Genomic DNA, 20,132 nt, shown 5'->3' with positions numbered 1-20,132 from the left:
CGTCACAGAGACAAGTACTACTCGGTCTCCGCCGGGCCCGCATCAGCGGTTTCGGCGGCCTCGGGCTCGTCGGCGTTCTCGTCGACCGGCACCAGCGAAATCTTGCCGCGATTGTCGATATCGGCGATCTCCACGCGCAGCTTGTCGCCGACGTTCACCACGTCCTCGACCTTGGCCACGCGCTTTCCGTTGCCCAGTTTGGAGATGTGCACCAGGCCGTCGCGGCCCGGCAGCAGCGAGACGAACGCGCCGAAGGCGGTGGTCTTGACGACCGTGCCCAGGAAGCGCTCGCCGACCTTCGGCAGCTGCGGATTGGCGATGGCGTTGATCTGGTCGATCGCTGCCTGCGCCGCCGGACCGTTGGTCGCACCGACGTAGACCGTGCCGTCGTCCTCGATGGAGATATTGGCGCCGGTCTCCTCGGTGATCTGGTTGATCACCTTGCCCTTCGGGCCGATGACCTCGCCGATCTTGTCGACCGGGATCTTGATCGCGGTGACGCGCGGTGCGTACGGGCTCATCTCGTCCGGCGTGGCGATGGCCTCGGCCATGACCTCCAGGATGGTGGTGCGGGCATCGTGCGCCTGGCTCAGCGCACCGGCCAGCACCTGCGAAGGGATGCCGTCCAGCTTGGTGTCGAGCTGCAGCGCGGTGACGAAGTCGTGCGTACCCGCGACCTTGAAGTCCATATCACCGAAGGCATCCTCGGCGCCGAGGATATCGGTGAGGGCCACGTAGCGGACCTCGTCCTCGCCCTTATCGTTCTTGACGGTGTCCGACACCAGGCCCATGGCGATACCGGCGACCGGCGCCTTCAGCGGCACACCGGCGTTCAGCAGCGACAGGGTCGAGGCGCAGACCGAACCCATCGAGGTGGAACCGTTGGAGCCCAACGCTTCCGAGACCTGACGGATGGCGTAGGGGAACTCCTCCTGACTCGGCAGCACCGGGATGAGCGCCCGCTCGGCCAGCGCGCCGTGGCCGATCTCGCGACGTTTCGGCGAACCGACGCGACCGGTCTCACCGGTGGAGAACGGCGGGAAGTTGTAGTGGTGCATGTAGCGCTTGGAGGTCTCCGGGCCGAGCGAGTCGACCTGCTGGGCCATCTTCACCATATCGAGGGTGGTGACGCCCATGATCTGGGTCTCGCCACGCTCGAACAGCGCCGAACCGTGCGCCCGCGGGATCACCGCGACCTCGGCGGACAGGGCGCGGATATCGGCCAGCCCGCGACCGTCGATGCGGAAGCCGTCGGACAGGATGCGCTGGCGCACCAGCTTCTTGGTGACCGAGCGGAATGCCGCGCCCAGTTCCTTCTCGCGACCGGCGAAGTCGTCGGCCAGCCGGTCCAGCACGGCGAGCTTGATCTCATCGATCTTGGCTTCGCGCTCCTGTTTGTCGGCGATGCTCAGCGCCTCGCCCAGTTCGCGCTTGGCGGTGCCCTCGACGGCGTCGTAGACATCGGCCTCGTACGGCGGGAAGAGCGGGAACTCCTCGGTCGGCTTGGACGCCAGCGAGGCCAGATCCTGCTGCGCCTTGCACAGGCGGGCAATGAACGGCTTGGCGGCCTCGAGCCCCTGTGCCACCACAGCCTCGGTCGGCGCCGGCGCGCCGCCCGCGACCAGTTCGATGACCTTCTCGGTGGCCTCGGCCTCGACCATCATGATGGCCACGTCGCCGGATTCGACAACCCGACCGGCGACGACCATGTCGAAGACCGCGCCATCGAGCTGCTCGACGGTCGGGAACGCGACCCACTGGCCATCGATCAGTGCGACGCGCACGCCGCCGACCGGACCGGAGAACGGCAGGCCCGCGATCTGGGTGGACGCGGAGGCGGCGTTGATGGCCACGACGTCGTACAGATCGTTCGGGTCCAGGCTCAGCACGGTGACCACGACCTGGATCTCGTTGCGCAGACCGTCAACGAAGGACGGACGCAGCGGACGGTCGATCAGGCGGCAGGTCAGGATCGCATCGGTGGAGGGGCGGCCCTCCCGGCGGAAGAACGAACCCGGGATGCGGCCCGCGGCGTACATGCGCTCTTCGACGTCGACAGTCAACGGGAAGAAGTCGAACTGATCCTTGGGGTGCTTGCCCGCGGTGGTCGCGGACAGCAGCATGGTCTCGTCGTCCAGGTAGGCGACGACCGAGCCGGCGGCCTGGCGGGCCAGACGGCCGGTCTCGAAGCGGACGGTGCGGGTTCCGTAGGTGCCGTTATCGATCAACGCGACGGATTCGAACACACCGGGTTCGACCTCGATGGCCGAGGATGTAGTTGTTTCGGACATTTTTCTGCTCTCAACCTCTCGTCTTCGCTGGATCGAGCGCCGGCGGGCGCGATCCAGCTGTCGTCAGCCGTACCGGATACGGACGCGCGGCAACCCTCCTGGCCGCGACGCGCACACCCGGCCGAATCCCCTTGGAAACGGCGACGCGGAGGCGGTCATCGATCGAAGCCCGCCGGCGACTGCTCGCCTGCCGGGAGGCCACTACCGAAGACCGACGCCACGCGCGGGTGCATACGACTGTGCAATGTTGTCATGCAAACGAGGTGTGAATACCCCTCATACACATATAGCCAACGGGGAGATTGTACTTCTCCCCGTTGGCCACCGGATCGACCGCCTCGGGTATGCAGCGTGTCGGGACCACTCGTCCTCAACCCGGCAACCACGGAGCGAGCCTTACGAGCAACGTTCGCGAGACACCAGGGGCCGCGAACACGCAGCGCCGTCGGCGCTGCAAATCGAACACAATTACCGACGCAGACCCAGGCGCTCGATCAGCGAACGGTAGCGCTGGATGTCCTTGTCGGCGAGGTACTTCGACAGGCGCTTGCGACGACCGATCAGCGCCATCAGGCCGTGGCGGGTGTGGTGGTCGTGCTTGTGCTTCTTCAGATGCTCGGTGATGTCGGCGATCCGCTTGGACAGCAACGCGATCTGCGCCTCCGGAGAACCGGTGTCCTTCTCGTGCAGGCCGTACTCGGCGAGAATGGCCGACTTCTGCTCGGTGGTCAGCGCCATGGGGCATCCACTCCTATTTCTCAGTTCCGCGCTCGAGGATTCCAGTTACCCGGCCGGGTGCCGCCGCGGACCGCAGCAAACCCGAGGATCCACCCTACCCGACAGCACCGCGCCCACCGAATCCGGTCAGGAGTCGGCGGCGGCGGTGAGCACCTTGCGGGCGTTCTCGACATCGCGGGCCATGGCCTCGAGCAGTTCGTCGATGGAATCGAATTTGCGCATGCCGCGCAGGTGCTCGACGAAATCCACCGCGACGTGCTGGCCGTACAGATCGGCCTCACCGTCGAGCACGTAGGCCTCGACGGTGCGGGCGCGCCCAGAGAAGGTGGGATTGGTGCCGACCGAGATCGCGGCCATCGCGCGCTCCCCCGGCGTCACGGTCCCGATGGTCGGGCCGGGACCGAGCACGGTGAACCAGCCCGCGTAGACGCCGTCGGCCGGAATGGCGGCATACATGGGCGGCGCGATATTCGCAGTCGGGAAGCCGAGCTCACGGCCGCGGCCGTCGCCGTGCACGACCACACCCTCGACCCGATGCGGACGGCCGAGCGCCTCGGCGGCCGCGGCCATATCGCCGGCGTCGACGCAGGCCCGGATATAGGTGGAGGAGAAGGTGACCGCGTGCTCGCCGAGCAGTTTCACGCCGTCGACCTCGAAGCCGAAGCGTTCACCCAGCTCGCGCATGGTCTCGACGGTGCCGGCGGCCTTCTTACCGAAGGTGAAATTGTCACCGACCACGACCTCGGTCACATGTAGGTGCTCGACCAACAAGTCGTGTACGTAGCTCGCCGGGGTCAGCTTCATGAATTCTTGGGTGAAGGGCATGACGTAGAACACATCGACGCCGAGTTCCTCTGCCAATTCGGCACGCCGGGTCAGCGTCGTCAACTGCGCCGGATGCGAACCGGGGCGCACTACTTCCATCGGGTGCGGATCGAAGGTCATCAATACCGCCGGAACACCGCGTGCGGCAGCGGACTTCACGGCCCTGCTGATCAGCTGCGCATGGCCGCGATGCACACCGTCGAATACGCCGATCGTGAGTACGCACCGCCCCCAGTCCGCGGGCACCTCGTCGAGACTTCGCCATCTCTGCACAGTCCGCAGCCTACGCAAAACAGGTAGCGAGCAGTATTCGGAGGTGGCCATCCGCACTCCGACGGGACCCATTGTGTACATGGGGTGAATTGCAGGTTCAGCTGGCTGACGACAGTTGCGAGGTAATCACGATCCGCGTTCTTCCCCTGCTCGCGAGGCTCGCCATTGCGATCCTGGAACTTTGAAGCTGATCGCCTGTCGAGAAAGGTGGTTCCCGATGTCTTACGACTCCGCTCTGCCTCAGGCGGCTTCCTGGCTGGGCACCCGCCGATAACCCCGGATCACACTGCTGTCGCAGTGGGCCCGGTCCAAACCGTGAGCTCCGGCGTTCGACCGTGATTTCCGCAGAGCCGGGTCAAGATCTCCCGCAGTGCGCGCCTGCACATGAGCACCTCTGGACCGAAGGGGTAATTGATGAACGCACCGGCAACTCCGCTTGGCGACGGCCCTGTTGGTTCCCGCAGCACGGATCCGTTCCCGTTGTCGTCCCGGCCGGCCGAAATCCGGAACGAGCAACGGCTCGCTCCCGAGGTGCCATCGGCGGTGGCGCACTATGTGGAAATCCACGGCGAACTGGAACCAGCGCAACGAGCCGATCCAGTGACCCACGCGGGAGCACCCGCACTGCCGCCTGTTCAACTGTTCGACCTGCTGACAGCGGCCGTCGCCCAGAATCCCGATGCCACCGCGATCGTGTTCGGCGGCCGACATCTGACCTACCGCGAGCTCGATGAGCGATCGAACCGGCTGGCCCGGGTCCTGATCGCCCTGGGTGCAGGCCCGGAAACCATTGTCGCGATGGGTATTCCACGGTCGCCCGAGCTCGTGCTCGCGATATGGGCGACAGCCAAATCCGGCGCGGCCTTCCTCCCCGTCGACCCGAACCACCCCCCTGAACGCATCATCGGCATGCTCGCCGATTCCGGTGCCACCATCGGGCTCACTGCGACATCCGTACGTGCGAAACTGCCCGACTCCGTCGACTGGTCGACCTTGGACGATCTGGACGACATCACCCGCGACCCCCAACCGGTCACCGACGCCGAACGTGCCACCCCACTACGACCACAACACCCGGCCTACCTCATCTACACCTCGGGCTCCACCGGAACGCCCAGAGGCGTCGTCGTCACCCACACCGAGATAGCAGACCTAGCCACCGAGACCCGAGCGCGCTTCCGCCTCACCCCGACATCTCGGGTGCTGGCGGCGGCTTCGCCCACTTTCGATGTCTCGATCCTCGAATGGCTCAGCACTGCCGCTGCCGGAGCCACACTGATCCTCGCGCCGCCGTCGATAGTCGCCGGTACCGAACTGGCGGAACTGATTGCGACCGAAGACATCACCCATATTGCCATCACCTCCACGGTGCTCGCGTCGATGCACCCGGACGAAATCGTCGCCCTCGACACCATCGTCCTGGGCAGTGAGACATGTCCAGCGGATCCGACCGCGCAATGGACACCAGGTCGCGCGGTGGTCGATACCTACTCCTCGGCAAAAAGAGGCCGATCATGAATGCTGAAGGAATTATCGGGAAACGCTCCGGCGTGCAACCGACCAATCTGTTCTCCACCGATCCGGCAATTCGCGCCGCCGAGCATCCGCGCGCCGCCGAACTGCGCCGATGGGCAAGCGATTACCTGTCCAGACCCCATCGTGACCTCGGCCGCTCCGGCCCCGTCTGCCCCTACATCGGACGCGCCATCGGCGGCCGATACCTTTGGGTTTGCTTCGTCGAAGGCCGCCATATAGACGCAGAACGGATAACCGCCATCGTCGATGATCTGAACGACCTGTTCCCCGCGCTGCCGCCACGAGACGAACCCGACAATGAACTCAAAGCCGTGCTCGCGGTCTTCCCAGACCTCACCGAATACGTCGACATCGACGTTGTCCAACAGGTCCAGAAAACCCGGTTCGTCGACAAGGGATTGATGCTCGGCCAGTTCTATCCCGGCTGCACCGTCGCCGGGCTGCACAATCCGAACTTTCCAGCACTCGACGCGCCCCTGCCCATCCTCGCCGTCCGCTATATGGCCCCCACCGACTTCCCATTCCTCAACACCCGCCAGGAATGGATCGATACCTACCTCAAAGTCTTCGCCCCCGCGATTCCCGGCTTCATCAGCAATTCCATGGCCGCCAAACTCGTCGAAACACCGGCCGGTCGCTTCGGCTCCGCGTCGCAGGGCTGACGGAACACCGGCGGACCCGAGGTCGGTCCGACCAGCCGGAACCGACGCGGCGGCACTGCCGAACAACGGCATTGCCGCTGTTCAAGCGTCTGAATGTGTTAATCGGGGGTCCAATGCATAAGCTCGAACATGTGCCCGGTAAACGAGACATCGCCACCCGACGCGAGCTGGCCGACACCGCAGCGCAGCCGACCGAGACCACAGGCCCACACGGCAGCACCGCGACGGTTGCGCGGGAGCTCACCTCGGTCGCCCAGGACTATTTGAAAGTGATCTGGACCGCTCGAGAATGGTCGCAGGAAAAGGTATCGACGAAACTGCTCGCCGAACGGATCGGTGTCTCGGCTTCCACCGTCTCGGAGGCGGTACGCAAGCTCGCCGATCAAGGGCTTGTCGAACACGCTCGGTACGGGGCCATCACCCTCACCGAACACGGGCGTCGCGCGGCGGTCGCCATGGTACGTCGGCATCGGCTGATCGAGACATTCCTCGTCAACGAGCTCGGCTACGGTTGGGATGAGGTGCACGATGAGGCCGAAGTGCTCGAGCACGCGGTCTCGGAGTTGCTGATGGCGCGCATCGACGCGAAGCTCGGCTATCCGGACCGGGATCCACACGGCGATCCCATTCCCTCGGTCGACGGCGCGGTGCCGAAGCCGCCCGCTCGCCAGCTCAGCGATTTCCGCGCGGGCGAATCCGGCCATGTCGCGCGGATTTCCGACGCCGATCCGGATATGCTGCGCTACTTCGATTCGGTCGGCATCGCGCTCGATACGCCGATCGTCGTGATGGAGCGCCGAGACTTCGCGGGCACCATCGCGATTCGCATCGAGGACCGCACCATCGATCTCGGCAGCCCCGCGGCCGAAGCCATCTGGCTCCGCGACTGACGCACGCTGCCAGGGCCACCGCAACCCGCGGCAATAACACACTCCGATCCCCTTATCGGATCGCCATGCCTCGGAGTCGGCACAGGTCGAGCCCCATAGAAATGAGGCCCGCCGAATCGGTCAGCGCACCAGGAAATCCAGCCGTGCCAGTTGCCGCATAGCCACTGACCGGTATGCGACACCTGTTAGAGATTGGAGGGGCGCACGACCATCACCGAGGCGGCGCGCTTGCCGGTTTCCTGCAACAGGGCGATTGCGCGGCCGGATGGGTCGATGGCGGCATAGACGCCGGAGAGGCCGACCGGATCGAGCCAGCGGCCGTTGCGGAGATCTTCTGCTTGCTTGTCATCGATAGCGCGGTGTGGGAATGCGGTTCGGATAGCGTCGTCGATGTCCAGGCTCAGCAGCGCGTCCTCGGATTCGGCGGCGGCGGCCAATTCGTCGAGGGTTCTGGCGTGTTCGAGGGTGAATGGGCCGACCCTGGTGCGGCGCAACGCGGTCAGGTGGCCGCCGACACCGAGCGCGGCACCCAGATCGCGTGCCAGTGCACGAATGTAGGTGCCGGACGAACATTCGACGACCACGTCCAAATCGACGAACCCCGAAATATCGCGGCGGGCAAGGATATCGAAGCGTGAGATGGTGACCGGGCGAGCGGCGAGGCGCACCTCTTCACCGGCCCGATGCCGGGCATAGGCGCGTTCACCGTTCACCTTGATGGCGCTGACCGTGGCAGGTACCTGCTCGATAGCACCGGTCGATTTCGCGGTGTGCGCGGCGATTTCGGCATCGGTGAGATGGATCGCCGCCGCGGTCGAGAGCACTTCACCCTCGGCATCGTCGGTGGTGGTGGCTTGTCCGAGCCGAATGGTCGCGGTGTATGCCTTGGTGGTCAGGGTGAGCAGGCCGAGCAGTTTGGTGGCGCGTTCGACGCCGAGCACCAGTACCCCGGTGGCCATCGGATCGAGCGTCCCGGCGTGCCCGATCTTCTTGGTACGCAATAGTTTTCGACATTTCGCGACGACATCGTGGCTGGTCCAGCCACCGTCCTTGTCGACGATCAGCAGACCGCCGAGCGCGTCGATCCGTGCGTCGGCCATCAGTCGTGCACGATCGCGGTCAGGATGAGTCCATCGCCGATCATCCAGCGGCCGTCGAAGGAAATCAGCGGCGCGCCACCGTCGGTGACCTGTCCCGGCACCAGGATCTGGCTATGGAATGTGCCCGAACCGGTGCCGTCGGAGCTCTCATCGATGGTGAAGGTGATGTGGGCGTCCTCGAAGCCGAGCCAGCGCGCGGTCAATGGCCACCACGCCTTGAAGGTTGCTTCCTTCGCGCAGAACAGCAAGCGGTCCAAGTGCAGACCGGAGCCGTCGACATGCGCCAACCAGTCCCGCTCGGGTGGCAGGCTCACCGAATCCAGCACACCCTCGGGCAGTGCGTCATGCGGTTCGGCATCGATGCCGATCGAGCGGAACCGCAGCTTGTGGCCCAAGGCCGCCGCCCGGTAGCCGTCACAGTGCGTCAGGCTGCCGACGATGCCGCGCGGCCACACCGGCGCACCCCGCTCGCCCTTGCCGATCGCGACCGGCGCCTCACCCAGTTCCACCAGCGCCAGCCGGGCGCAGTGCCGAGCACCGATGAAATCCCGGCGACGCTTCTCCACCGACTTCTCGATGAGGTGCGCCTCGGCCGGATGCGGCTGCAGGTCCTCGGGATAGTCCAAGAGCTCTGCCGAAGCCACACCTGCGGGAAGAATTTTCTCGATCAGCTCGTCCGCCTCCTCGCACCTTCAAGCCGGACTCGAGTGTCACGCGAGCGACGTCGGCGTCCGGCGGTCAGGGGGCAAGTGAGCTTGCCCGTGCCCGACGAGTTACCCATGTACACACCAAATCAGTAGTTGCGCCGCGAATCAAATTGCCGCCGCGAATCCGGACCAGGCTCAGATGCCGCGGCGACGCTCGGCTTTGGCGCGCATCTCGACGGCTGCGGCCTCCATCTCGGGGGTGACCTCGAAGTGGCCGCCCCATTTGTTCAGCGAGCCCGGCGGGTAATCCGGGGTCGGGAGGATTTGGCGCAGCAACTGGTCCGGCAGTCCGCGGCGCTGCCATTCACGGGGGTAGCCGAGCGACACCTCTTCGAAGCGCACACCGTCGTAGTAGGAAGTGCGCGGGATGTGCAGGTGGCCGTAGACCGAGCAGACCACGTTGTAGCTGGTGTGCCAGTCGGCGGTCAGATCGGTGCCGCACCAGAGCGCGAATTCCGGGTACCACAACACCTCGGTGGGCTGGCGGACCAGCGGGAAGTGATTGATCATCACGATCGGTGTTTCGGGTGGCAGCGCGTCCAGCTTGCGCCTGGTGACCTGAACTCGGGCATGACACCAGGCGTCCCGGGTCAGGTACGGATCCGGTGAGAGCAGGAATTCGTCGGTGGCCACCACATTGCGTTCCCGGGCCAGGGCGAGCCCCTCGGCCTTCGTCTTGGTGCCCTTGGGCAGGAACGAGTAGTCGTAGAGCAGGAACATCGGAACCAGTGTCACCTGGCCGCCGTACTGTTCGGACCCCGCGCCGGTCCACACCGGGAACGGATCCTCCGGTGTGATGACATCGAGGTCCCGGCAGATCGACACCAGATAGTCGTAGCGCGCGACACCGTGCATCTGCACCGGATCCTTCGCCGTGGTCCACAATTCGTGGTTGCCCGGCACCCAGATCACCTTGGCGAAGCGCCCGCGCAGCAGCTCCAGCGCCCAGCGAATATCGTCGGACTTCTCCGCGACGTCCCCGGCCACAATGAGCCAGTCCTCGGGCGAATCCGCCCGAATCTGCTCGACAACCGGACGATTCCCCTGGTGCCCGACATGAACGTCGCTCACCGCCATCAACTTGGGTATCACCACACCTACATTGGCATATCTGCGGCGGCACGCGCCGTCCGACTCGATGATCATGGGCAATTCGATTTCGAATCCGCCGCTGACGGCCACGTTCGTACGCGAATTCGCCCGGCCGAATCATGCGTCGCAGGCGAATTCGTGGGCGGGGCACGGGCTACGCACTGACGCGGGGAATCTCGGTGCCGATGCGGGCCCAGCGGCCGGATTCGGCGCGCCAGACTACGGCGACGAGGCGCAGGAGCATGAAGGCTACGAGGCCGGTCCAGATGCCTGCTATGCCCCAGTTGCAGATGAGGGAGAGCCAGATGGCGGGGAGGAAGCCCAGTAGGGCGGCACCGAGGGTGGTGTTGCGGAGGTAGGCGGCGTCGCCCGCGCCCAAGAGGACGCCGTCGAGGGCGAAGACGATGCCTGCGATCGGGATGATGGCCACGAAGAACCACCAGGCGACCTGGGTGCGGTCGAGGACGGCCGGATCGTCGGTGAAAAGTTCGGGGATGACGGTGACGCCCGCCGCGAAGACCGCCGCCAGGACCAGCGCGAATCCACCCGACCAGCGGGTGACGCGGCGTGCGAGTCCGCGCGCACCGGTTGCGTCGCCCGCGCCGAGCGCCGCACCGACCAGGGTTTGGGCGGCGATGGCGAGCGAATCCAGGGTCAGGGCAAGGAAATTCCAGAGTTGCAGGACCAGTTGATGCGCGGCCACCGAGGCCGCACCGAATCGGGACGCGACGGCCGCCGCCGAGACGAAGCTGGCTTGGAAGGCGAGACTACGGGCGATCAGATCACGACCGAGGACCAGTTGCGCTCGCATGACCGACCAGTGCGGCGCCAGCGGAACACGCGCGCCCACCAGCGCGGTCAGGAACAGCCCGGCCGTCACCGACTGGCCCGCCACATTCGCAACCGCCGAACCCACCAACCCCAGCCGTGGCACACCTAGTAGCCCGTGCACCAGCGTCGGGCACAGCACTCCCGAAACCAGCAGTCCCGCAACAACGAACAACAGCGGCCTACACGTCTCCTGTACCCCGCGCAACCACCCGTTACCCGCCATGGCGATCAGAATCAGCGGTACCCCGAACAGCGCGATCCGCACCCAGACCAATGCCTCACCCGCAATATCCCCACCACCAGCGATCACATTCGTCAGCGGAACCGCAATCGCCTGCCCCACAACAAGCAGCAGCGTCCCGCCGAGCACCGCGACCCATGTCGCCTGCACCCCCTCCCCGATCGCACCGCGCTCATCCCCGGCCCCATGCCGCCGCGCCGCCCGCGCCGTGGTCCCATACGACAGGAACGTCAGCTGCGAACCGACCTGCGCCAGAATCAATCCGCCGACCGCAAGCCCGGCCAATGCCAACGCCCCGAGCCGGCCCACCACCGCCAGGTCGAACAGCAGATAGATGGGTTCCGCGATCAACACACCCAACGTCGGCACGGCGAGTCCGAGAATCCGTCGAGGCCCCACCCCATCGATCGGGTCCGACGCATCCGCGCTGATCTCCGCGGCAGTCGCGGACTCGCGCCGCAGATTCGCCACCGGATCGAGGCCGTCCCACGTAGGCGACGCATCCGGTCGTATCTCATTCATCAGTGCCTCGTCCCGACTCCGCCGGATGGAGCCGAAAAGACACGCCATGCCAAGCATCTCGCGGGCCACCCCACGACGATGGCCCACCCGAACAGCGCTGGGGCGTGGTGCGCCGCTGCTCAATCGGCCGACCCGTAACCGCCATGCTCACCCGAGTTCAGCCAACAGCGCCGCGACCACCGACTCAGACGTGCCGTGCGTGGTATACCCGGCCGCGAACCGATGCCCACCACCGCCCAAAGACGTTGCGACAGTGGCCACATCGACACTGTCCCGCGCTCCCGGCGCACTATCGCGTGAGCGCAGCGACACCGTCCACCGATCCGGAATCGTGCGAGATTCCTTGAACACCGCGGCAACCCCGGCCTCCGATGTGGTGCGGACGATATCGACCACACTCTCCACCTCTTCCGAGCGCACACCATCGACATCCTCACGCCGCACGATGGCGTACACCAGCCCGGTCCCACCGCCGGCCTGTGGCTCCAACCGAGCCGAGCCGAGCACCCGCGACAGCATCGGCAACCAGCCGAACGGATGCGTATCCATCAGTGAGCGCGTGATTTCGGCGCCATCGATGCCAGTGGCCAGCAGCCGTTCGGCCAGCTGATGGGTGCCGGGCCGCACCCAGCGAAACGATCCGGTATCGGTGACCAATCCGGCGTAAAGACAATGTGCCACTTCGGCATCGATCGGCTCCTGCCAGATATCGAGCAATCGTGCGATCAGACTCGTCGTCGATTCCGCACCCGCATCGATCACATTGACCGTCCCGAACCGGGTATTGGAGCGGTGATGATCGAACACCAAAGTCGTTCGGGCCCCGGCCAATCGATCGGCGAGCACACCCAGCCGACCGGCACTGCCGCAGTCCACGGCAACCAGCAGATCCACCTCGGCGGGGACATCCGCGGGCGGCACCAGATGCTGCACACCAGGAAGCGTCCGCATCGTTGCGGGCAGTTCGGCGGGTTCGGCGAACGATACCCATACCGGGACACCGCGCCGGTGCAACACCTGGGCCAAGGCGAGCCCGCTGCCGATGGTGTCGGCATCGGGCTGCACATGGCACAGGATGGTGACCGAACGCGCCGCACTCAATGCGGCAACGGCAGGTCCGAACTCGACCGCATCGACAGCGACCCCCCTACCCGGGTCGACGGGCATCGTCGTCATGGTCTACCGCACGTCACTCGTCGGAGTCGCGTTCGACCTTGTACGGATCGGCATCGCCGGCATGGGTAGCGGTGGCGGCCACCTTCGCGACCGCGTCATCGGCGGCCCGCGCCCTGGCCAATAGCTCTTCCATATCCCGTGCCGCATCGGGCACCTTATCGAGCACGAACGCCAGCGTCGGGGTGAATTTCACGCCGGTGCCCGCGCCCACCTTCGAGCGCAGTACACCCTTCGCCTTCTCCAGACCGGCGGCCGCGGCCGCGTAATCCGGTTCCACGTCGAGGGTTTCGCCCATCACCGTGTAGTACACCGTCGCCTCGCGCAGATCGCCGGTGACCTTCGCATCGGTCACAGTCACGAAATTCAGACGCGGATCCTTCACCTCGTATTCGATCGCGGTCGCCACGATCGCGGATATCCGCTTGGCGAGTCGGCGTGCCCTGGCTTGATCCACCATGGCTGAACCCTCCTCACTTACTGCTGTGTTCATTGTGCGGCGGGACCGGGGCCCTGCGTGGTTACGCAAACCACCCTCCAGACCCGTCATTCCCGCCGCGAGTCAGTCTTCGGGTCCGAAGATCCTGCGGCGCACTGCCAGCAACTCTAACTCCGGACGAGCCGCGACGTGTCGCTCGCATTTGTCGAGTACCTCGGTCAGGTGTTCCATACCGGAACTGACCATGGCGACTCCGAGCAGCGAGCGACGGTGGCGGTCTTGATCCCCGCCCTCGGCGGCACTCACGCCGAAGCGCTGCAATTCGGCCAGCACGGGCCGGATCACCGAACGCTTCTGCTTCAACGAGCGCACGTCTCCGAGCAGGATGTCGAACTCCAGTGCACCCAGGTACACCCAAGCCTCCTGTATCGGCGCCTACGAAAGGATTGTCTCGGTGGTCCGGCCCGGTATTGATGGACCGGACCACCGCGGCACAATCTCAGTCGCGCGGCTTCTCGCGCAGCTCGTAGGCCTCGATCACGTCGCCTTCCTTGATGTCGTTGTAGGTCAACGTCATACCGCATTCGAAGCCCTCGCGGACCTCGGTGACGTCATCCTTTTCCCGACGCAAGGTGGAGATCGTGACCGTCTCGGCGACCACCAGGTTGTCGCGAAGCAGGCGCGCCTTGGCGTTGCGCTTGACCGAACCCGAGGTGACCATGCAGCCGGCGATATTGCCGACCTTCGACGAACGGAAGATCGCGCGGATCTCCGCCCGGCCCAGCTCGACCTCTTCGTAGATCGGCTTGAGCATGCCCTTGAGGGCCTTCTCGATTTCGTCGATGGCCTGGTAGATCACCGAGTAGTACCGGATGTCCACACCTTCACGGTTGGCCAGCTCGGTCGCCTTGCCCTCGGCCCGGACATTGAACCCGATGATGATCGCGTTCGACGCCGACGCCAGGTTGACGTTGGTCTCGGTGACGCCACCGACACCGCGGTCGATGACCCGCAGGCGCACCTCGTCGTCGATCTCGATACCGAGCAGCGCCTCCTCGAGGGCCTCGACGGTACCGGAGTTGTCGCCCTTGAGGATCAGGTTGAGCTCCGAAGTCTCCTTCAGCGCGGCATCCAGATCTTCCAGGCTGATCCGCTTGCGGCTGCGCGCGGCCAGTGCGTTGCGCTTGCGCGCATTGCGGCGGTCGGCGATCTGGCGAGCGATCCGGTCCTCGTCGACGACGAGCAGGTTGTCACCGGCGCCGGGCACCGACGTGAAGCCGATGACCTGGACCGGCCGCGACGGCAGCGCCGCGGCGACATCGTCGCCATGCTCGTCGACCATGCGGCGGACGCGACCGTAAGCGTCGCCCGCCACAATCGAGTCGCCGACGCGCAGCGTGCCGCGCTGGATGAGTACGGTCGCCACCGGACCACGGCCGCGGTCGAGGTGCGCCTCGATGGCGACACCCTGGGCGTCCATATCGGGGTTGGCCCGCAGATCCAGCGCCGCGTCCGCGGTCAGCAGGACCGCCTCGAGCAGCTGGTCGATATTGGTGCCCTGCTTGGCGGAGATGTCGACGAACATGGTGTCGCCACCATATTCCTCGGCAACCAGGTTGTACTCGGTCAGCTGCTGCCGGATCTTGTCCGGGTTGGCGCCTTCCTTGTCGATCTTGTTGACCGCCACCACGATCGGCACATCGGCCGCCTGCGCATGGTTGATCGCCTCCACCGTCTGCGGCATAACGCCGTCATCGGCGGCGACAACCAGGATCGCGATGTCGGTGGCCTTCGCACCACGGGCACGCATGGCGGTGAACGCCTCGTGACCCGGGGTGTCGATGAAGGTGATGAGCCGGTCGTTATCGCCCAGATGGGTGAGCACCTGGTAGGCGCCGATGTGCTGGGTGATGCCACCGGCCTCGCCCTCACGGACGTTGGCCTTACGGATCGTGTCGAGCAGTCGGGTCTTACCGTGGTCGACGTGACCCATGACGGTCACCACCGGCGGACGCTGTTCGAGGTCTTCCTCGCCGCCCTCGTCCTCACCGTAGGTCAGGTCGAACGATTCCAGCAGCTCGCGGTCCTCGTCCTCAGGGCTGACCACATGCACGACGTAGTTCATCTCGCTGCCGAGCAGCTCGAGGGTCTCGTCGTTCACCGACTGGGTCGCGGTGACCATCTCACCGAGGTTGAACAGGGCCTGCACCAGGGCAGCCGGGTTCGCGTCGATCTTCTCCGCGAAGTCCGACAGCGACGCGCCGCGGGCGAGCCGGATGATCTCGCCGTTACCGCGTGGCAGCCGCACGCCGCCGACGGCGGGCGCTTGCATGCTTTCGTACTCCGCGCGCTTCGCCCGCTTCGACTTGCGGCCACGACGAGGCGCGCCACCGGGACGACCGAACGCACCAGCCGCACCGCCACGGCCACCGGGACCACCTGGACGACCGCCACCGCCACCGGGACGACCACGGAAACCACCAGCCGCCGGAGCACCCGTACCGGCACCCGGGGCACCCGTGCCGCCGCCGCCCTGGCCACCGCCGCGGTAGCCACCGCCACCGCCACCGCCACCGGGACGACCGCCGCCACCACCCGGACCGCCACCGGGACGACCCGGACGGCCCGCACCTGCGCCGCCGCCCGGACCCGGACGAGCCGAACGTGCGGGCATGGCACCCGGATTCGGGCGCGGCGGCATCGAGCCGGGGCTCGGCCGCGGACCACCGGGCCGCGGACCACCTTGGCCGGGAGCCGGACGCCGCTCGCCCTGAGCGCCACCCGGACGGGGACCGGGACCGCCCTGGGCCGGACCTGGGCGCGGCCCCTGGCCGGGACCCGGACGTGGCCCCTGGCCGGGACCCGGACGGGGTCCACCCTGACTGGGGGCCGGACGCGGCGCGGGACGCTCACGATCGGGCGCGGAGGAGAAGGGATTGTTGCCGACGCGCGGGGCCTTCGGACCCGGCTTCGGTCCGGCCGCGGCCGGACCACCGGGACGCGGACCACCCTGCGCGGGTGCACCGGGACGGTGCTGACCGGGACGTGCGCCACCCGGCGTCGGGCGGGGTCCGCCCTGAGCCGGAGCGCTCGGCGCCGGAGCAGCCTTCGCGGCCGGAGCCGCCGGGGTCTCCTGGACCGGGGCGGTGTCCCGCGGGGCGGGCTTGGCCGCAGGACCGGGCCGCGCGGCCGGACCGGGCCGGACCACATCGGAGGGACGGGCGGCCGGAGCCGCCGTCTCACGGGCGGCCGGAGCCGCCGGGGTCACCGCCTGCGCGGGGGTCCGTGGTCCCGGACGCGGACCGCCACCCGCGCCGGGCTTCGCGGCCGGGGTGCTCGACGGAGCGGAGCCGGAGCGCGTCCCCGACTTCGCGGTGCCGTTCGCCGGGGCGGACTTGCCTGCCACCGACTCGCGCAGCCGACGCGCGACGGGTGCTTCCACCGTCGAGGACGCCGACTTCACGAACTCGCCCTGCTCCTTGAGCGTTGCGAGTAGTTCTTTGCTCGTGACACCGAGTTCTTTGGCCAACTCGTGCACGCGGGCCTTGCCTGCCACTGCTCTCCTCACTGAGAGGTCGAGCAGTACCTCCGCCTAGGGAAGGCGGGCCCGCACGACCTCGGGTTATCTCCGATGGACGTTCATCGTTGGTGCTTCACGGTGTGCTCATGAGTGCTCGTGCCTGTTCTCGAGGTACTGCTCCAGGGCTGAGATATCCAGATTTCCGGACACTCGTAGTGCTCTGCCGAATGCTCGGCGTCGTTCTGCCGTGCTCAAACAAGCCGAAAAGGGGTGCAACCAAGCACCCCGTCCGGGAAGTCTGCGCCGCGGATCGGGAACGATCGCGACGACGTGAGAGCCGTCGCCAGCCTCACCTTCTTGCGCCACGATCCGCAACAGATCGACGGCCAACTCGCGCTTCCGGCACCCGATGCACGTCCGCACCGGAGCCGCTCGACACCGGGGCGCCGGGACTTGCTCGGTAGTGCGTTCGGACAAGGGAACCGAAGGCTCGCGCTGAACCGTCAACCACTCTACCGCTGTCCCGCTCGGAACGCCGAACCCCGCCCCCGTCGAAGTTACGAACCTGCCATTCCGAGGGCTCGATTCGCGGGAATCGGTCAACTGCGATGCGCCTCCGTCCGCAGACTGCCGCTGCCCGCATCCGGGGTGGCATCGCTGCGGATATCGATGCGCCAACCGGTCAGCCGGGCCGCCAACCTGGCGTTCTGCCCTTCCTTGCCGATCGCGAGCGAGAGCTGGAAGTCCGGGACGACCACACGCGCGGCGCGGGCTTCGGGATCCACGATCGTGACCGATACAACTTTCGACGGGGACAGCGCATTCCCGACGAAGGTCGCCGGATCATCCGCGTAATCGATGATGTCGATCTTCTCCCCCGCCAATTCGCTCATCACATTGCGCACGCGCTGACCCATCGGGCCGATGCACGCACCCTTGGCATTGACGCCGGGCACGGTGGTGCGCACCGCGATCTTGGAGCGGTGTCCGGCCTCGCGGGCGACCGCGACGATCTCGACCGAACCGTCGGCGATTTCGGGCACCTCGAGTGCGAACAGTCGGCGCACCAGATTCGGATGCGTGCGCGAGAGGGTGATCTGCGGGCCGCGCGGGCCGCGGGAGACACCGACGACGTAGCACTTGATGCGGTCGCCGTGCTCATAGCTCTCACCCGGCACCTGCTCGGCGGGCGGGATCAGTCCCTCGGTGCCGTGCAGTTCGCTGCCGATGCGTACCACGACGGTGCCGCGGGCATTGGCGCGGGTATCGCGCTGCACCACACCGCCGACGATATCGCCCTCATGAGTGGAGAATTCGCCGAAGGACTTCTCGTTCTCGGCATCACGCAGCCGCTGCAGCACTACCTGGCGCGCGGTGGTCGCCGCGATCCGGCCGAAACCCTCTGGGGTGTCGTCCCATTCTGAGATGACATTGCCGTCGGCGTCGAGTTCGCGCGCCATCACCCGGACCACGCCGGTCTTCTGATTGATATCGATGCGCGCGTTGGGCTGGTGCCCCTCGGTGTGGCGGTAGGCCGTGAGCAGTGCCGACTCGATCGCGGAGATCACGGTCTCGATCGAGATCCCTTTATCGGCGACAATCGCGCGCAGGGCTTCGATTTCGATGTTCATTCCACGATCCCTTCGGTCGGCGAATCTGATGCTGCTATTGATTCGATTGGCACATCGGTTGTGCCTTGGACATCTGCGGTCAGGTCCACCGCTTCCTCATGCCCCGGTCGCGGGCGACCGGGCGCGACTCCGCCCGCGAGTTCCAGTTCCCGTGCGGCGGGCGGGTTGAATTCCACCTGGACGACCGCCTCGGCGATATCGGCGAGCGGAATCGTCACCCGGTGCGGCTTGGTCTTTCCGCCGAGCACCAGCGCCACCGTGTCATCGGTGAGGACACCGACCCTGGCCTCGAACTTGTCTGATGACTTCGGATCCGGCGATGCCGCGCCGGAGCGCAACGTGATCCGCACCTTGCGACCCTGGGAGCGGCGCCAGTGGCGGTCGGTGGTGAGCGGGCGGTCGATGCCGGGGCTGGTCACCTCGAGCAGGTAGGGCGTCTCGCCGAACTCACCCGCATTGTCGAGGGCCTCGGAGAGCTCCGTGCTCAGTCCGGCAATGGTATCGAGATCGGCAGCGGCATCGCTGTCGACGATCACCTTCACCCGAGCCTGGGCATTCACATGCTTGCCCGCTGTCGAGATCTCGACACCCTCGAGGTCGAATCCTCGGCGCTCGACGAGTCCAGCAACGAGCTGGCTCACCCTTTCCTCGGTCGGCATGGGCATGTGGGGCGACTCCTGGTTCAGTTGTCAGACGGCTGATCTTTCGAGCGACCTGCAAGCAGTCGCTACCTGGCTCTTTCGAGCGACCTGCAAGCAGTCGCTACGAAAAAAAATTCTCTACCGGAGATCTAGCGTAACGCGCCTCGAGAGTGTAATGGACCAGCGGCCTCGAGCAAGTTTCCTGGCCACGCGCCCGCGACACGGCGCGCGGGTACCGTACCTACCGCGCGGTAGACGCCCGGTCGGCGGTACCGCGCGAGTCTGGCACGATAGTGCCGTGCCCATCCGCCTTCCCGCCCCGCCGCCGCGCGCCGGGTGCACTTCCGGCATCCCCATCGACCGGCACCGATCCCAGCCCGGCAGCGCTGGCGTCGGTCGCACCAGCATCGTCGACCGTCGCACCGCATTGCGGCTGGCCGGCGGCACGACCATGGGCGCGCTAACCATCGGCGCGCTGGCCGGATGCACGGATGAGGCGGTGTATCAGCCCGATCCGCTTGCCGCACAGGAGATCCTGGCGCGCGCCGATGCCGCCGCCGCGACGGCGGCGATCGCAGTGGCCCCGCAGCGACATGTCGAATTGACCGTGATCGCGGACGAACGCACCGCACACGCGGATGCGCTGCGCGCCGAAATCAACCGTGTGATCGGCGTTTACCGTGACGGCACTACCCCGGCACACCGCACCCGTGAACTCACCCCGCCCACTTCCGGCACCGCCCCCGCGGCATCGGGCGCAGCCACATCGCCGACCACGCCGCCGAGTATCGACGAGTTGCGCACACGCCTGGCCGAGTCGCAGCAGTCCGCGGGTGACCTCGCCCGCACCCAATCCGGTTATCGCGCAGGGCTATTGGCCTCGATCAGCGCATCGTGTGCGGCGCAGGCGGGGGTATTGCTGGCATGAGTTGTGCCGGACACCACGCCTTGTCCGAGGCCGGGGACGCGAACGCGACCGCCCCAGGATGCCGCACCGCGCCGCCCGCCGGGCGCACGATA

At 66.5% G+C, this 20,132-nt stretch carries 18 protein-coding genes; 4 read left to right on the top strand and 14 right to left on the bottom strand.

From position 1 onward, the window contains the following. Positions 1–17: 17 nt before the first annotated feature. The 3 genes from AB0L63_RS13210 to AB0L63_RS13200 form a co-directional block, all read right to left on the bottom strand. Entirely contained in the window at positions 18–2,291 is a 2,274-nt protein-coding gene (locus AB0L63_RS13210) for a polyribonucleotide nucleotidyltransferase (protein ID WP_364499017.1), read from the bottom strand. Between the two features lie 468 nt (positions 2,292–2,759). After that, positions 2,760–3,029, bottom strand: a complete 270-nt coding sequence (rpsO, locus tag AB0L63_RS13205) for a 30S ribosomal protein S15 (protein WP_062991119.1) — start codon at positions 3,027–3,029, stop codon at positions 2,760–2,762. Positions 3,030–3,155: 126 nt separating this feature from the next. Then, positions 3,156–4,127: a bifunctional riboflavin kinase/FAD synthetase gene (locus AB0L63_RS13200; RefSeq protein WP_364499014.1), complete on the bottom strand. Its 972-nt coding sequence runs from the start codon at positions 4,125–4,127 to the stop codon at positions 3,156–3,158. Positions 4,128–4,541: 414 nt separating this feature from the next. Between AB0L63_RS13200 and AB0L63_RS13195 the strand changes: the two genes are divergently transcribed. From AB0L63_RS13195 to AB0L63_RS13185, 3 genes are all read left to right on the top strand, one after another. Continuing rightward, the gene (locus AB0L63_RS13195) at positions 4,542–5,645 is read left to right on the top strand and encodes an AMP-binding protein (protein ID WP_364499012.1); all 1,104 of its coding nucleotides are present in this window, start codon (positions 4,542–4,544) and stop codon (positions 5,643–5,645) included. After that, positions 5,642–6,325 (top strand): DUF6875 domain-containing protein, encoded by a 684-nt coding sequence (locus AB0L63_RS13190; protein ID WP_364499009.1) that lies wholly within the window; start codon positions 5,642–5,644, stop codon positions 6,323–6,325. Before AB0L63_RS13195 ends, AB0L63_RS13190 begins: the two co-directional genes overlap by 4 nt. A 113-nt stretch (positions 6,326–6,438) precedes the next feature. Continuing rightward, positions 6,439–7,215, top strand: a complete 777-nt coding sequence (locus AB0L63_RS13185; RefSeq protein WP_364499006.1) for a metal-dependent transcriptional regulator — start codon at positions 6,439–6,441, stop codon at positions 7,213–7,215. 185 nt (positions 7,216–7,400) lie between these two features. Here the strand turns inward: AB0L63_RS13185 and truB are convergent, their stop codons facing one another. The 11 genes from truB to rimP form a co-directional block, all read right to left on the bottom strand. Then, on the bottom strand, positions 7,401–8,315 hold the full coding sequence (gene truB / locus AB0L63_RS13180; RefSeq protein WP_364499003.1) for a tRNA pseudouridine(55) synthase TruB: 915 nt from the start codon (positions 8,313–8,315) through the stop codon (positions 7,401–7,403). Further along, complete coding sequence (npt, locus tag AB0L63_RS13175) at positions 8,315–8,986, bottom strand: 4'-phosphopantetheinyl transferase Npt (RefSeq protein WP_364499208.1); 672 nt, start codon at positions 8,984–8,986, stop codon at positions 8,315–8,317. Before npt ends, truB begins: the two co-directional genes overlap by 1 nt. Positions 8,987–9,157: 171 nt before the next feature. After that, the gene (locus tag AB0L63_RS13170) at positions 9,158–10,114 is read right to left on the bottom strand and encodes a metallophosphoesterase (protein ID WP_364499206.1); all 957 of its coding nucleotides are present in this window, start codon (positions 10,112–10,114) and stop codon (positions 9,158–9,160) included. Between the two features lie 154 nt (positions 10,115–10,268). Next, positions 10,269–11,708, bottom strand: a complete 1,440-nt coding sequence (locus AB0L63_RS13165; protein WP_364499001.1) for an MATE family efflux transporter — start codon at positions 11,706–11,708, stop codon at positions 10,269–10,271. A gap of 147 nt (positions 11,709–11,855) precedes the next feature. Continuing rightward, positions 11,856–12,875, bottom strand: coding sequence for a bifunctional oligoribonuclease/PAP phosphatase NrnA (locus tag AB0L63_RS13160; RefSeq protein WP_364498998.1), 1,020 nt, complete (start codon positions 12,873–12,875; stop codon positions 11,856–11,858). 22 nt (positions 12,876–12,897) lie between these two features. After that, complete coding sequence (gene rbfA / locus AB0L63_RS13155) at positions 12,898–13,341, bottom strand: 30S ribosome-binding factor RbfA (protein ID WP_364498995.1); 444 nt, start codon at positions 13,339–13,341, stop codon at positions 12,898–12,900. Positions 13,342–13,443: 102 nt separating this feature from the next. Next, on the bottom strand, positions 13,444–13,734 hold the full coding sequence (locus AB0L63_RS13150; protein ID WP_364498992.1) for a DUF503 domain-containing protein: 291 nt from the start codon (positions 13,732–13,734) through the stop codon (positions 13,444–13,446). A gap of 85 nt (positions 13,735–13,819) precedes the next feature. Further along, positions 13,820–16,876, bottom strand: a complete 3,057-nt coding sequence (gene infB, locus AB0L63_RS13145; protein WP_364498990.1) for a translation initiation factor IF-2 — start codon at positions 16,874–16,876, stop codon at positions 13,820–13,822. A 108-nt stretch (positions 16,877–16,984) separates the two neighbouring features. Then, on the bottom strand, positions 16,985–17,317 hold the full coding sequence (locus AB0L63_RS13140) for a YlxR family protein (RefSeq protein WP_364498987.1): 333 nt from the start codon (positions 17,315–17,317) through the stop codon (positions 16,985–16,987). A 122-nt stretch (positions 17,318–17,439) separates the two neighbouring features. Beyond that, positions 17,440–18,471: a transcription termination factor NusA gene (gene nusA / locus AB0L63_RS13135; RefSeq protein ID WP_364498985.1), complete on the bottom strand. Its 1,032-nt coding sequence runs from the start codon at positions 18,469–18,471 to the stop codon at positions 17,440–17,442. Continuing rightward, positions 18,468–19,136 (bottom strand): ribosome maturation factor RimP, encoded by a 669-nt coding sequence (rimP, locus tag AB0L63_RS13130; RefSeq protein WP_364498982.1) that lies wholly within the window; start codon positions 19,134–19,136, stop codon positions 18,468–18,470. Before rimP ends, nusA begins: the two co-directional genes overlap by 4 nt. 274 nt (positions 19,137–19,410) lie before the next feature. Here rimP and AB0L63_RS13125 point away from each other — a divergent pair, with 274 nt between their 5' ends. Then, a complete protein-coding gene (locus tag AB0L63_RS13125; RefSeq protein ID WP_364498979.1) occupies positions 19,411–20,040 on the top strand; it encodes a hypothetical protein in 630 nt (209 codons plus the stop codon). The last annotated feature ends 92 nt before the right edge of the window (positions 20,041–20,132 follow it).

The sequence above is a fragment of the Nocardia sp. NPDC051990 genome (assembly GCF_040680755.1).
Lineage (GTDB): Bacteria > Actinomycetota > Actinomycetes > Mycobacteriales > Mycobacteriaceae > Nocardia.
This window is presented reverse-complemented; position numbering and strand designations above follow the sequence as displayed.

Coding starts and splice junctions, on each gene's coding strand:
- AB0L63_RS13210 (WP_364499017.1), bottom strand. CDS start 2,291: ATGTCCGAAACAACTACATCCTCGGCCATCGAGGTCGAACCCGGTGTG.
- rpsO (WP_062991119.1), bottom strand. CDS start 3,029: ATGGCGCTGACCACCGAGCAGAAGTCGGCCATTCTCGCCGAGTACGGC.
- AB0L63_RS13195 (WP_364499012.1), top strand. CDS start 4,542: ATGAACGCACCGGCAACTCCGCTTGGCGACGGCCCTGTTGGTTCCCGC.
- AB0L63_RS13190 (WP_364499009.1), top strand. CDS start 5,642: ATGAATGCTGAAGGAATTATCGGGAAACGCTCCGGCGTGCAACCGACC.
- AB0L63_RS13185 (WP_364499006.1), top strand. CDS start 6,439: ATGCATAAGCTCGAACATGTGCCCGGTAAACGAGACATCGCCACCCGA.
- truB (WP_364499003.1), bottom strand. CDS start 8,315: ATGGCCGACGCACGGATCGACGCGCTCGGCGGTCTGCTGATCGTCGAC.
- AB0L63_RS13165 (WP_364499001.1), bottom strand. CDS start 11,708: ATGAATGAGATACGACCGGATGCGTCGCCTACGTGGGACGGCCTCGAT.
- AB0L63_RS13160 (WP_364498998.1), bottom strand. CDS start 12,875: ATGCCCGTCGACCCGGGTAGGGGGGTCGCTGTCGATGCGGTCGAGTTC.
- rbfA (WP_364498995.1), bottom strand. CDS start 13,341: ATGGTGGATCAAGCCAGGGCACGCCGACTCGCCAAGCGGATATCCGCG.
- nusA (WP_364498985.1), bottom strand. CDS start 18,471: ATGAACATCGAAATCGAAGCCCTGCGCGCGATTGTCGCCGATAAAGGG.
- rimP (WP_364498982.1), bottom strand. CDS start 19,136: ATGCCCATGCCGACCGAGGAAAGGGTGAGCCAGCTCGTTGCTGGACTC.